This is a genomic window from Sphingorhabdus sp., assembly GCF_046596595.1.
Classification (GTDB): domain Bacteria; phylum Pseudomonadota; class Alphaproteobacteria; order Sphingomonadales; family Sphingomonadaceae; genus Sphingorhabdus_B.
This window is the reverse complement of record NZ_JBKJMB010000095.1, coordinates 89,908-103,550: the sequence shown is the minus strand read 5'-3', so window position 1 is coordinate 103,550 and position 13,643 is coordinate 89,908. Positions and strand designations below refer to the sequence as shown.

The following is a 13,643-nucleotide window of genomic DNA, read 5'->3' as shown; positions in this document are numbered from 1 at the left end:
CTCCCCGGTGTAACCGGAACGGCTGATCCCGAGCCGCTCTGGATCAGCCGTTCCGGTTACACCGGGGAGGATGGCTTCGAAATCTCGGTACCCGCAACCCACGCGCAGAAGCTGGCCGACGAGATTTGCGCGCAGGCGGAAGTCAAACCCATTGGCCTTGGCGCGCGCGATTCGCTTCGGTTGGAGGCTGGTCTGCCGCTTTATGGTCATGACATGAACCCCGACGTGGAGCCGGTTGAGGCCAACGCAGCCTTTGCTATCTCCAAACGCCGCCGCGCCGAAGGCGGGTTTGCCGGGGCGGAGCGCATACTGAGCGCTTTGGCCAATGGCCCTGCGCGAAAGCTGGTCGGGCTTTCGGTCGAAGGCAAGATGCCGGTACGCGAAGGCGCCCCGATCTTTGCAGGTACTGCGCAAGTCGGTGTCATTACCTCAGGTGGCTTTGGCCCAAGCGTCGGCGCGCCGATTGCCATGGGGTATGTCGCGGCTGGCCAGTATGATGCGGGCACCGCGCTTGAGGCCGAGGTGCGCGGCAAACGCGTTGCCGTTACCGTTTCATCCTTACCCTTCGTCACACATCAATATCATCGCAAAGGAGCCAGCACATGACGCGTTATTTCACCGAAGATCATGAGTGGATCGAAGTTGACGGCGACAGCGCCACGGTGGGTATCACCAATTACGCACAAGGGCAGTTGGGCGACATCGTGTTCGCTGAAGTGCCTGCGGTTGGCGCGACCTTGAAAAAAGGCGGTGACGCAGCTGTTGTGGAATCGGTCAAGGCTGCATCCGACGTGTATGCACCCGTCAGCGGCACCGTCATCGAGGGCAATGACGCGCTCGAAGGTGACCCAGCGCTGGTGAACAGCGACCCCGAAGGAGAAGGCTGGTTCTTCAAGCTGACACTGAGCGACACCAGCGAACTCGACAGCCTCATGGATGATGTGGCGTATCAGGCGTTCGTAGACGGGCTTTAAGTTTATCAGTCCGCAATAAGCGGGCCATGGAGAATGAAATGCGTTATTTACCGCTAACCCCATCAGACCGGCAGGCAATGCTTGGCGTCATCGGGGCCAAGTCGATTGATGATCTGTTCGTGGATGTACCTGTTCAGGCGCAATTGGACGGGCCTATTCGCGGCCTGCCGAACCATGCCAGCGAAATGGCGGTTGAGCGGCATTTCTCCACGCTTGCGCGCAAGAACATGACGGCGTCGCACCATCCATTTTTTCTGGGCGCTGGCGCGTACAAGCACCATGTGCCGGCAAGTGTCGACCATATCATCCAGCGCGGTGAGTTCCTGACGGCCTACACGCCCTATCAGCCCGAAATCGCGCAGGGCACGCTGCAAATGCTGTTTGAGTTCCAAACGCAGGTTGCACGGCTGTTTGGCTGCGATGTTGCCAATGCGTCGATGTATGATGGCTCAACTGCATGCTGGGAAGCCATCGGCATGGCTGGCCGGATTACCAAGCGGACAAAGGCAGTGCTCTCGTCTGGGCTTCACCCGCATTATGTCAGCGTTGCCAAAACCATGGCACAATATACGGGCGACACGCTTGACACTGCCGTGCCCGAGCTTTCCGCTGCGACCGACAGCGCGCGTTTGCTTGATGCCATCGACGGCGAGACAAGCTGCGTGGTGGTCCAATATCCTGATATCTTGGGCCGTATTGAGGATCTGTCCGCAATTGCCGCCAAAGCACATGAGCATGGGGCTCTGCTGATTGCGGTTGTGACCGAGCCTGTTGCCTTGGGTTCGATCAAGTCGCCCGGCGAAATGGGCGCGGACATTGTCGTGGGTGAGGGGCAATCGCTTGGCGTTGGCCTGCAATTTGGCGGACCTTATGTCGGCCTGTTCGCTTGCAAGGAAAAATTCGTGCGCCAGATGCCCGGTCGTTTGTGCGGTGAAACCGTCGATGCGGAAGGGAAGCGCGGTTTCGTTCTGACGCTGTCAACGCGCGAACAGCATATCCGCCGGGAAAAGGCGACGTCGAATATCTGCACCAATTCAGGTCTTTGCGCACTGGCCTTCAGTGTGCATCTGACCTTGCTTGGCGAGAAGGGGTTGCGCGGCTTGGCGCAGCTTAACCACGCGCTCGCGGTTCAGGCGGCAGACCGGCTTACGCAGATCGCAGGGGTCAAACTGGTGAATGACAGCTTCTTCAACGAATTCACGCTGACGCTTCCCAAGGAAGCGCGGCCAGTGGTGCGGGCGCTCGCTGATCGCAAGATACTTGGCGGCGTGTCGTTGGGGCGATTGTACCCGGGCGCAGACGCGCTTTCTAATGGCCTTGTTGTTGCTGTCACAGAAGTTGCGACGAGCGAGGATGTTGAAACATTCGCCGTCGCATTGCAGGAGATTTTGGCATGAACGTCCTTAACCAAAGCGGCTGGAAACCCGAAATGGGCAACGCCGGCGATACCCGCCCAGCGACCTTCACGGGCAATAAGGCACTGATGCTTGAAGAAGCGCTGATCTTTGAGATCGGCACTGCTGGCACGACCGGCGTTGATCTTGCGGATGCACCAAAGGTTGCGTCGCGTCTTGGCAATCTGGAGCGGCATCGCGACATTGGTCTACCGGGCCTGTCCGAGCCAGAAACGGTGCGGCATTACACCCGCCTCAGCCGTCAGAATTATGCGATCGATCTTGGCTTCTTCCCGCTGGGCAGCTGCACGATGAAGCACAATCCGCGGCTGAATGAAAAGGTCGCGCGGATGGCTGGCTTTGCCGATATCCATCCGCTGCAGCCCGTTGAGACCGTGCAAGGCGCGCTTGGCGTTATTCATGAGCTTGCACATTGGCTGATTACGTTGACCGGCATGAAAGCGGTTGCGATGTCGCCCAAGGCTGGTGCGCATGGCGAATTGTGCGGTATCCTCGCCATTCGCGCCGCACTGACCGCGCGCGGCGATGCCCGCTCGGTCATATTGTGCCCCGAAAGTGCGCATGGCACCAACCCCGCGACAGCAGCGTTTGCGGGATATGCAGTCGAAAATATCCCAGCAACGTCGGAAGGCCGCGTTGATCTGGCGGCGCTGAAGGCGCGCCTTGGACCCGATGTGGCTGGCGTCATGATTACCAACCCCAACACTTGTGGCCTGTTCGAGCGTGACTTGCGCGAGATCTCGGACGCGGTGCATGCGGCAGGCGGGTACGTCTATTGCGATGGCGCAAACTTCAACGCGATTGTTGGCCGCGTGCGTCCGGGTGATCTTGGTGTCGATGCCATGCACATCAACCTGCACAAGACATTCTCGACGCCGCACGGTGGCGGTGGACCAGGTTCGGGGCCAGTGGTGCTCTCCGAAGCGCTGGCGCCTTACGCGCCGTTACCGTTCGTCGATAGGGACGGCGACCATTATCTGCTGGTTGAAGAAGAAACCTACGGCGAACATCATGAATCGACCTTCGGCCGCATGGTCGCGTTCCATGGCCAGATGGGTATGTTCACGCGAGCGCTTTCCTACATCATGTCGCACGGTGCCGATGGCTTGCGCCAAGTCGCCGAAGATGCCGTGCTGAACGCCAATTATATCCTGCGCAGCCTCGAAGATGTTCTTGAAGCTCCGTTCGCCGACAGCGGTCCGTGCATGCATGAGGCATTGTTCAGCGACAATGGCATGTCCGAAGGATTTTCCACGCTGGATATCGCCAAAGGCCTGATTGACGAGGGGTATCACCCAATGACGGTCTATTTCCCGCTTGTTGTGCACGGCGCGATGCTGGTCGAGCCAACCGAGACCGAAAGCATGGCAACACTTGACCAGTTTATTGGCGCGCTACGCAGCGTGGCCGAACGGGCAAAGGCTGGCGATCCGTCGCTGAAGTCTGCGCCGCATCACGCCCCGCGCCGCCGACTTGATGAAACGCAGGCTGCGCGCAAACCCGTGCTGGTGTGGCATGAGCCCGAACAGGCAGTTGCGGCCGAGTGAGCGACCCGCAGCCGTTCGTTTTTAACGCTGGCGCGGAGGTCAAACGACACGCGCCAGCAACCGAACGCAATCGCGATGTCATTGGAAATACGCTAGCGACGTTGCTGCCGATTGACGGGCTGGTGCTTGAAATCGCAAGCGGGACAGGTGAGCACGCGGTGCACTTTGCCAAAATGTTTCCAGCACTGACATGGCAGCCAAGCGATCCTGACCCCATTGCAATTGCATCAATTGATGCGTGGCGCTTGGACGAAAACGCCACGAATGTGCTGCCCGCGATGTTGCTGGATGCATCGGCCGACTGGCCAATCGCGCGCGCTGACGCGATTGTCTGCATCAACATGGCTCACATTAGCCCCTGGGTGGCCACCGTCGGTCTCCTGCACGGCGCAGCGCAGATCCTTGCACCGTCCGCGCCGCTTTACATCTACGGACCCTTCCGTCAGCATTCTGTTTCGCTGGCCGAAAGCAATGCAGCATTCGATGCGTCCCTTCGGCAACAAAATACCGACTGGGGCCTGCGCTACGTTGAGGATCTGGCCGATGTTGCGCGCGATGCCGGATTGACCCTCGACCAAATCATCCCGATGCCAGCCAACAACCTTTCCTTGGTCTTTCGGCGTTAACTGGTCAGGTCAGTCCGCTCGATTTTTGCAATCGGGGAACGCTGCCTTATCCGTGTGCCGGTGACGTCATTTTCATATTGGGCGGTCAGCGAATAGCGTTCGATGGCGTATATGCCCGGCGTTGTTCCTGCTTTTTCAACCTTTAAAGGCGCATAAATCCTTGTCTTTATGGATTTCAGGACAACGTCGGTCCAACCCGTGCCGCCCTCGCTGCGCAGGATTTCAGGCTCGTCGACCTTGCCATCGGCGCTAATCCAAAAGCCGATATCGACCCAGCGCTTTTCGACAACCTGAGTCCCCAACCGGTTCAGGTCGCTGCCGCCTGCCATTGCCCGCGCGGCTTGTGCCTCGTTCATTTCGATCGGCTTCGAGTGGAGCAATACAGGACGTTCGGTTCCTCCCATCGCTGCATAACGCGCGATAAGCTTGTCCGTGGTTTCGCTGTTGCCGCCGTTGCGATCCATGCGTGATTTCAAAACTTCAGCGACGATCTTAAACTCCTCCGCGCCGCCAGTGGGTTCCTTAAGAAATTGGTCAATGGCGCTCGTAGCATCATTCCGGCGGAAAGCCGTTTTCTCGGTCTCGGCGCGCTGGACGCGAAGCGATAAATCGCGCAGCCGGGCAACGGCGGCAACCTGCGGTAGACCCATCGTCAGCGCGCGCCGTTCAATCTCGAGATATTTGTCGCTCGCTTCTTCAAGATAGCCAAGCTTTAACCGGGAATCTGCGACTTCAATTTCGGCACCGAACACGCGGTAATCGTTCGGCTTCAATGCCCCTTTTAACGTGTCGCGCATGTCCAGCACAGAAAGCCGGTAGATATCGGATTCACCCAGATGCGCCGCGACATTCCCGTTCGCCCGAAGGAGGTCTGACACCTCGACGGGATATTGGCCTTTATGCTTACGGTTCCGGCCAAGTGCATTGGCCAATGTCGCCCGTGCATCGCGATAATCACCTTCAACAAACTGGTTTTCCGCATGCGCCAGCGTCGCTTTGATATCTTGATCAGGCGGACATTTGCGCGCGATGCACGCTTTCAGATCGGCCGCTGTATCTTTCAACGATCGCGCGGTGACGACGATTTCGCGCTTGGCGTCGTCTTGAGCCATGGATGGTGCGCTGACGCCTGCGAGCAGAAGGATTGCGGTCAAATGGTATTTTTTCAACATGGGGGAATCCTTGCAGACAAAAGAGTAATCGTCGCAACTATAAGCAGTTTATTGACATGCCGCTATAATCTCTCGACAAAATACATTAGGCTACTGCGAACGACAGGCCAGTGTTGGGAGAGAGCATTATGGCAGTGGCCAGTTTCGACATTGTAAGTTTTGACGGATTTCTGACGCATTGGGCGACGGAGCGGCCGGATTGGTCGGCTCTTTCGCAGGACGACCGCCACTTCACTTACGCTCAGTTGGAAGAACGCACCGCAAAGATCGTGACGATGTTGCTTGGGTTGGGTCTCAAAAAAGGCGACCGGATCGCCTGGATCGGCAAGAACAGCGACCTGTACTTTGCGCTTTTCTATGGAGCGGCGCGCGTCGGGATTGTGATGGTGCCGATTGGGTGGCGTCTTGCGCCTGCTGAATGGGCTTATATTGCCAAGGATACCGAAGCGCGCATCTTGTTCGCAGGGCAGGGATTTGAAGTCGGCGTGTTGGCACTTGCCGATCAGATTTCGACCGTCAAACGGGTTATCGGCGAGGCCGAGGCCCGCCACATGATTGAATCTACCGTACATCGCGCCTTTGAACCCGCTGGTCCCGACGACGCAGTGCTGCAACTTTATACATCGGGGACGACGGGCAATCCCAAAGGCGCAGTTCTATCGAACCGCAATTTGTTTGCGTTGCGCAAACAGGGTGCGGACTCCGACCATGCGTATAGCAAATGGGATGATGACGAGGTCGTTCTCATCGCCATGCCCTGCGCGCATATTGGCGGAACGGGGCTTGGCATTATGGCAATGGCGTCCGGACTACCGGCTCTGGTGCAAGCGGAGTTTACCCCAGATTCGGTATTTGATGCCATCGAAACGGGCGGTGCCACGCGGTTGTTCATCGTTCCTGCGGCTTTGCAGATGATGGTCAACCATCCCCGATGCCGCGATGTCGATTATAGCCGGCTTAAATATATTCTGTATGGCGCTGCGCCAATCCCGCTTGAGCTTTTGCGGCAATGCATGGACGTTTTTCGCGCCGAGTTCATTCAGGTCTATGGCATGACTGAGACGACCGGCACGATCTGCATGCTCCCGCCTGAGGACCATGACCCCAATGGCAATAAACGGATGCGCTCAGCGGGCAAGCCGTTGCCAGGTGTGGAATTGCGGGTGGTTGATGGCGCAGGACAAGATGTACCTATTGGCGAAGTCGGCGAAATCTGGACGCGATCCTCAAACAATATGATCGGCTACTGGAACTTGCCTGACGCAACGAAGGGAACCGTTGCCGATGGTGGCTGGATCAAAACCGGAGACGCCGGATATCTGGATGAGGACGGCTATCTATATATCCATGACCGCGTGAAGGATATGATCATTACGGGCGGCGAAAATGTCTACCCTGCCGAAGTTGAGAGCGCGATTTATGGGCATCCCGATGTGCTTGAGGTTGCAGTGATCGGCGTGCCCGACGATAAATGGGGGGAGGCAGTCAAGGCGGTTTGCGTGCCAAAACCCGGTGCAGATGTTGATCCGGAAAGCATCATGGCGTGGGCGCGCGAACGCATAGCGGGGTTCAAGGTGCCACGTTCAGTGGATGTGATCGCAGCGTTGCCGCGCAACGCGTCCGGCAAAATCCTGCGCAAGGACTTACGCGCGCCTTATTGGGCTGGCTACGATCGACAGGTGAACTAAGCTTTTAAGGCCGCCATGATACTGGGGACGAGTTCCGTCCGGCAAATCAGCAGATCGGGCAGATAAGGGTTGCGCGCATTATAGAGCATCGGGGATCCATCGATGCGCGAGCAATGCAAGCCAGCGGCCTGCGCGACAGCAACGGGCGCGCAATTGTCCCATTCATATTGGCCGCCGGTGTGGAGGTAAATGTCCGCTTCGCCGCGCACCACTGCCATGGCCTTGGCGCCAGCGGACCCCATGGGTACCAACTCGGCGCTCAGGATTTCTGCCACCGCAATGGCCTCGGCAGCGGGACGAGTCCGGCTGACCACCATACGTGGCGGGTGGTTGGCAACAGCCAATGCCAGCGGATTGTCAGACCGCAGAGTCATGTTCATCGCGGGCAGTGCTACCGCTCCCGCCTTGGCCACGCCGCCGACCGCGAGCGCGACATGCACCGCCCAATCACTTCGGCCTTCGCTATATTCGCGCGTGCCGTCGAGCGGATCGACGATCCAAACACGGTCGACATCGCAACGGTCAGTGCAATCCTGCTCCTCTTCGGAAAGCAGGGCATCGGCAGGGCGTTCGCGGCGCAAAGCTTCGCATAGATAGGCGTTGGCGCGGGTATCGCCCTCGTCACCCAATGCTTTGCCCGTAAACCGTCCGGAAATTTGCAGGTCATGCAACAACCGCCCAGCGTGTGTGGCCAAATGCGCGCAAAGCTCGGCATCGGTCACAGGTCGTGGCTCCAGACGCCAATAACGCGCTCTACAATTGCCTCCGCCGCCTGTTCGGGGGACGTCGTAGTCGTGTCGATTCGCATCTCAGGTGCATCGGGCCGTTCATACGGGCTGTCGATGCCTGTAAAGTTCTTCAGCGCCCCGCTACGCGCCTTCCTATACAGACCTTTCATGTCGCGCTTTTCGGCGTCTGCCAATGGGGTGTCGACAAATATTTCTATAAAGTCGCCGGCTGGCATCAACGCGCGCACCATATCGCGTTCCGCTCGAAATGGAGAAATGAATGCCGTCAGGACAATTAATCCGGCATCGGTCATCAGCTTGGCAACTTCGCCAACGCGGCGGATATTCTCAATCCGGTCGGTATCGGTGAAACCCAAATCCTTGTTCAGGCCATGCCTGACATTGTCACCATCGAGCAGGAAGCTGTGCCGCCCAAGCGCGAACAATTTCTTCTCTACAAGATTAGCGATGGTAGATTTGCCCGAACCGGACAGTCCCGTAAACCAGAGAAGCTTTGGCGATTGCCCCTTTTGCCGGGCATGCGCCTCGCGGCTGATATCAATCGCCTGCCAGTGCACATTCTGCGCGCGCCGCAGGCTGAAGTTCAGCATACCTGCGGCGACCGTGGCATTGGTCATCTTGTCTATCAGAATGAAGCCGCCAAGGGTCCGGTTGTCAGCATAAGCTTCAAATATGATTGGCCGGTCAGTGGTCATTTCTGCAACGCCGATAGCGTTGAGATCGAGCGTCTTGGCCGCCAGATGCTCCATGTTATTGACGTTGATCTGATATTTGGGGGCTTGCACCGTGGCAGAAACGGACTGCGTCCCAAGCTTCATCCAATAGGATCTGCCCGGGATCATGGCATCTTCCGAAAGCCAAACAATGTTCGCCTCAAACTGGTCGGCAAGCTCCGGCGGGTCGTCTGCTGCCGCAATGACATCGCCGCGCGAACAGTCGATTTCATCGGTGAGCGTTAAAGTGACGGATTGCCCGGCTACAGCGACCTCCAGATCCCCATCCAGCGTGACGATACGCGCCACAGTTGACGTTTTGCCACTTGGCAAAATGCGCACCGGTTCGCCTGTCTGGATAGACCCGCTAGCGATCTGTCCCGCAAACCCACGGAAATCTAGGTTGGGCCGATTGACCCACTGCACCGGCAAGCGAAACGGCTTTGCCTGATCGGCACGAACATCAAGCTCGACGGTTTCCAGGTGATCGATTAACGTTACGCCATCATACCAAGGCGTGTTGGGCGACACGCTGGCGATATTGTCACCCTTAAACCCGGATATCGGAATTGCAGTGAAGGATTTTACTCCGATACCATCTGCAAAGCTCTTATAATCAGCAACAATTTCATCGTAGCGTGCGGCGTCATAGCCAACGAGATCCATCTTGTTCACGGCAAGCACGATGTTCCGAATGCCGAGCAGATGCGCTAAGTAGCTATGCCGCCGCGTCTGGGTCAGCACACCCTTGCGCGCATCAATCAATATGACCGCGAGGTCTGCGGTCGATGCGCCGGTGACCATGTTGCGCGTATATTGCTCGTGCCCGGGCGTGTCGGCGACGATGAACTTGCGCTTCTCCGTCGTGAAGAATCGATAGGCTACGTCGATGGTAATACCCTGCTCACGTTCGGCAGCTAAGCCATCGACCAGCAAGGCAAAGTCGATTTCCTGCCCTTGCGTTCCGATCCGCTTGCTGTCCGCTTCAAGCGCTGCGAGCTGGTCTTCAAAGATCATCTTTGAATCATAGAGCAAGCGCCCGATGAGCGTCGATTTGCCGTCATCGACCGAGCCGCAGGTGATGAACCGCAGCAGGCCTTTGTGCTGGTGCTGCGTTAAATAGGCTTCGATATCTTCGGCAATCAACGCGTCGGTTTCATATATGGGGGGCATCAGAAATAGCCCTCCTGCTTTTTCTTTTCCATCGACCCGTCGCCCGAATCCTTGTCAATAACGCGGCCCTGTCGTTCCGATGATGTGGTCAGGAGCATTTCCTGAATGACCTCATTCAGCGTGGCAGCTTCGCTTTCGACCGCGCCAGTTAGGGGAAAGCAGCCCAAAGTGCGAAAACGCACCGATCGTTCTACAATGTTTACCGTCCGGCCAAGGACACGTTCCAAGCGGGGAAGATCATCGGCCATGAACAATTGTCCGTCCCATTCGTAGGTCGGGCGTGGCGCGCTGAAATAGAGCGGGACAATCTCGATCTCGTTGAGCTGGATATATTGCCAGATATCAAGCTCGGTCCAATTGGATATTGGGAAAACCCGCATGCTTTCGCCGCGATTTTTTCGGGCATTATACAGATTCCAAAGCTCTGGCCGCTGGTTTTTGGGGTCCCAGCGATGTGCTTCGGAGCGAAAGCTGAACACCCGTTCCTTCGCCCGGCTTTTTTCCTCGTCACGCCGCGCGCCACCAAAGGCTGCGTCAAATCCATGATGGTTGAGGGCCTGTTTCAGCCCTTCGGTTTTCCACATGTCGGTATGAAGCGGGCCATGGTCAAACGGGTTGATGCCCTGCGCTTGGGCATCAGGGTTTTGCCAGATTAAAAGCTCCATGCCAGCGTCGCGCGCGGCTTTTTCCCGCAGATCATACATGGCGCTGAATTTCCACGTCGTGTCGACATGCAACAAGGGGAAGGGCGGCGGCGCTGGGAAAAAGGCCTTGCGTGCCAGATGCAGCATCACCGCGCTGTCTTTGCCCACTGAATACAGCATGACTGGCCGTTCAGCCTCGGCCACCACTTCACGCATGATGTGGATGCTCTCGGCTTCGAGCCGTTGAAGGTGGGTCAGGTCGCGTAACATGGCCGAGTTACTTACGCATAGACCAGCGCGCCGCAAGCAGCAAAGGCTTGCAACAACTCAAGTTCTACTTGTGCCTTTGCCTAGGCCGATCTTTCGAGTTCAGCGCCCTACGCTTACATAATTAAAGCCAGCGGCCGCCGTTTCTTCGGGACGGTAGATGTTGCGTAAGTCCACCAAAACATCGCCTGCCATGGCGGCATGCAGTTTCTTAAGATCAAGCGCGCGATAGGCGTCCCACTCGGTGACTAACGCCACGGCGTCTGCATCTTGTGCTGCGCCATATGCGCTTTCGGCCATGATAACATCCGGCAGAATCTTGGCAGCTTCCTCCATGCCTTCCGGGTCATGCGCATGGACGATAGCGCCCGCATCCAGCAAAGTCTGAACGATGGCAATCGACGGTGCGTCACGCATGTCGTCGGTGTTTGGCTTGAAGGTCAGGCCAAGTAAGCCAATTTTCATGCCACGCACATCACCGCCCAAGGCAGTGATGATTTTGCGTCCCATTGCGCGTTTCCTGAGGTCATTTGCTTGCACGACAGCCTCAACAACCCTGACGGGCGTTTCATTGTCCTGCGCGGTTTTGAGGAGCGCCAGCGTGTCCTTTGGAAAGCAGCTGCCTCCATAGCCTGGGCCAGCATGCAGAAACTTTGAACCGATGCGATTATCAAGGCCAATGCCGCGTGACACATCCTGCACATTGGCACCCAGCTTCTCGCAGAGATCGGCCATTTCATTGATGAACGTAATCTTGGTCGCAAGAAACGCGTTGGCCGCATATTTAATCAACTCGGACGAGCGGCGGCTCGTGAACAGCATCGGAGATTCGTTCAGGAACAACGGCCGGTAAATTGCGCGCATAACTTCGCGTGCCCATTCGACTTCGCTGCCAACAACAATGCGGTCTGGACGCTTGAAATCGCCGATCGCTGCGCCTTCACGCAGAAATTCCGGGTTCGAAACTACGGCAAAATCAAGTTCGGGGCTGGTTTCGCGAATGATCCGCTCAACCTCGTCGCCAGTACCGACTGGAACCGTTGATTTTGTTACAACCACGGTATGCGGGTCAATCGCGCGCGCCAATTCCTCGGCAGCGGCATAGACATAGCTGAGATCGGCATGGCCATCCCCACGGCGCGACGGCGTACCAACGGCGATGAATACAGCGCCACAGCCTTTCACAGACTGAATTACATCGGTCGAAAAGCTTAACCGGCCTGCATCGACATTGGTCTTTACCAACGCATCAAGACCGGGTTCAAAGATTGGCATGACGTTGGCGAGCAAGCGGTCGATCTTTGACTCGTCCTTGTCCACACACACGACTTCATGGCCAAAATCGGCAAAGCACGCGCCAGAAACAAGGCCGACATAGCCCGAACCGATCATTGCAATTTTCATTGGGTATCCCTTTAAAGGCGTTTGCCGATAATCTGCGCCTTATGATGTTATCCGCGTAGGAACAAGTGTGGCGAGTTTGGGTTCCACGCTTGGCGAATGGTGCGATCGTCAAATTGCATGCCGGACCGACTTCCAAATGACCTCCGCGATGCGTTGGCTTGCTTGGCCGTCACCAAACGGATTGTGCGCGCGCGCCATCTTCGAATATGCCGCAGGATTATCCAGGAGCGTGAAAACTTCTGCAATGATGCCGTTGGGTTCCGTGCCAACAAGCTTTGCCGTACCCGCTATGATGCCTTCCGGTCGTTCGGTCGTGTCACGCAACACCAGGACTGGCTTTCCAAGCGCCGGTGCCTCCTCCTGAACACCGCCACTGTCGGTAAGAATGATGTGGCTGATCAACAAAAGGTAGACGAAATTTGGGTAGTCGAGCGGCTCAATGAGGGCGACGTTCGCGAGGTCGCCGAGCGCCGCGTGCATGACCGCGTGCGCATTTGGATTCATATGTACCGGGAATATGCATGCCACATCTGCGCGCGACGCGATCGCTTTGATGGCGGCAGCGATGTTTTGCATACCATCGCCAAAATTCTCACGACGGTGCGCCGTAATCCCGATAATTTTGCGCCTACGAAAACGTTGCGCGAGCGGCGCAAGCCGGGCAGCGCGCGTCGGATCCTTCGCGAGGCGCTGTGTTACCCATTGCAGCGAATCGATGACAGTGTTCCCCGTCACCAATATCCGCCCTCGCGGAACAGCTTCCGCCCTTAAGGCGTCAGCTGACATTTCGGTGGGTGCAAAATGTTGATCGGCGATGCTGCTGATAATCTTGCGGTTCACCTCTTCGGGCCAGGGATGGTAGATATCGTAGCTACGCAAACCAGCCTCGACATGGCTGACCGGAATTTTTCGGTAATAAGCGGCAACAGCGCCCGCCATAGCCGTGGCGGTATCTCCCTGCACAATGACGCGGTCAGGTCTTGCGCTGTCCAAAATATTTCCAATAGCCACCAACAAGCGGGCCGTCAGCGCATCAAGTGACTGGTCCGCTTGCATCAAATCCAGATCATAGTCGGGCACAATGCCGCTGATAGACAGCACTTGATCGAGCATATGGCGATGTTGCGCAGTGACCAAAACTTCGGTGCGCATTCCGGCATATCGTGACAGGGCTTTGACAACTGGAAATAGCTTGATGGCTTCCGGCCGCGTCCCGAATATCACTAGGTTTTTGTGCATGTTCATTCCCTGCATCCATCGCCAGCAGCAAT

General features: G+C 57.0%; 12 protein-coding genes. 6 read left to right on the top strand and 6 right to left on the bottom strand.

The features are described 5' to 3' along the window. The 5 genes from ACLL9E_RS09720 to ACLL9E_RS09700 form a co-directional block, all read left to right on the top strand. A partial coding sequence (locus ACLL9E_RS09720; RefSeq protein ID WP_411291531.1) for a glycine cleavage T C-terminal barrel domain-containing protein occupies nt 1-606 on the top strand: 606 nt, incomplete at its 5' end. Continuing rightward, nucleotides 603-974 carry a glycine cleavage system protein GcvH gene (gene gcvH, locus ACLL9E_RS09715; protein WP_411291530.1) on the top strand — a complete coding sequence of 124 codons (372 nt, stop codon included), beginning with the start codon at nt 603-605 and terminating at the stop codon, nt 972-974. The genes ACLL9E_RS09720 and gcvH, both read left to right, overlap by 4 nt. Before the next feature lie 38 nt (nt 975-1,012). After that, complete coding sequence (gcvPA, locus tag ACLL9E_RS09710; RefSeq protein ID WP_411291529.1) at nt 1,013-2,371, top strand: aminomethyl-transferring glycine dehydrogenase subunit GcvPA; 1,359 nt, start codon at nt 1,013-1,015, stop codon at nt 2,369-2,371. Beyond that, on the top strand, nt 2,368-3,936 hold the full coding sequence (gene gcvPB / locus ACLL9E_RS09705) for an aminomethyl-transferring glycine dehydrogenase subunit GcvPB (RefSeq protein ID WP_411291528.1): 1,569 nt from the start codon (nt 2,368-2,370) through the stop codon (nt 3,934-3,936). Before gcvPA ends, gcvPB begins: the two co-directional genes overlap by 4 nt. Further along, nucleotides 3,933-4,562: a DUF938 domain-containing protein gene (locus ACLL9E_RS09700; RefSeq protein ID WP_411291527.1), complete on the top strand. Its 630-nt coding sequence runs from the start codon at nt 3,933-3,935 to the stop codon at nt 4,560-4,562. The genes gcvPB and ACLL9E_RS09700 overlap by 4 nt, the downstream gene beginning before the upstream one ends. On the opposite strand, the gene ACLL9E_RS09695 is transcribed toward ACLL9E_RS09700, so the two are convergent. After that, nucleotides 4,559-5,734, bottom strand: a complete 1,176-nt coding sequence (locus ACLL9E_RS09695) for a hypothetical protein (protein ID WP_411291526.1) — start codon at nt 5,732-5,734, stop codon at nt 4,559-4,561. The genes ACLL9E_RS09700 and ACLL9E_RS09695 overlap by 4 nt on opposite strands. 128 nt (nt 5,735-5,862) lie before the next feature. On the opposite strand from ACLL9E_RS09695, the gene ACLL9E_RS09690 reads away from it, so the two are divergent. Continuing rightward, on the top strand, nt 5,863-7,422 hold the full coding sequence (locus ACLL9E_RS09690; protein ID WP_411291525.1) for a fatty acid--CoA ligase: 1,560 nt from the start codon (nt 5,863-5,865) through the stop codon (nt 7,420-7,422). Here the strand turns inward: ACLL9E_RS09690 and ACLL9E_RS09685 are convergent. The 5 genes from ACLL9E_RS09685 to wecB all read right to left on the bottom strand — a co-directional run bounded on the left by ACLL9E_RS09685 (nt 7,419) and on the right by wecB (nt 13,617). Then, nucleotides 7,419-8,144, bottom strand: coding sequence for a 3'(2'),5'-bisphosphate nucleotidase CysQ (locus tag ACLL9E_RS09685; protein ID WP_411291524.1), 726 nt, complete (start codon nt 8,142-8,144; stop codon nt 7,419-7,421). The genes ACLL9E_RS09690 and ACLL9E_RS09685 overlap by 4 nt on opposite strands. Further along, entirely contained in the window at nt 8,141-10,057 is a 1,917-nt protein-coding gene (gene cysN, locus ACLL9E_RS09680) for a sulfate adenylyltransferase subunit CysN (RefSeq protein ID WP_411291523.1), read from the bottom strand. The genes ACLL9E_RS09685 and cysN overlap by 4 nt, the downstream gene beginning before the upstream one ends. Then, entirely contained in the window at nt 10,057-10,971 is a 915-nt protein-coding gene (gene cysD / locus ACLL9E_RS09675; RefSeq protein WP_411291522.1) for a sulfate adenylyltransferase subunit CysD, read from the bottom strand. The genes cysN and cysD overlap by 1 nt, the downstream gene beginning before the upstream one ends. Nucleotides 10,972-11,070: 99 nt before the next feature. Beyond that, a complete protein-coding gene (locus ACLL9E_RS09670) occupies nt 11,071-12,372 on the bottom strand; it encodes a UDP-glucose dehydrogenase family protein (RefSeq protein WP_411291521.1) in 1,302 nt (433 codons plus the stop codon). A 108-nt stretch (nt 12,373-12,480) separates the two neighbouring features. Further along, entirely contained in the window at nt 12,481-13,617 is a 1,137-nt protein-coding gene (wecB, locus tag ACLL9E_RS09665; protein WP_411291520.1) for a non-hydrolyzing UDP-N-acetylglucosamine 2-epimerase, read from the bottom strand. Nucleotides 13,618-13,643 lie beyond the last annotated feature (26 nt).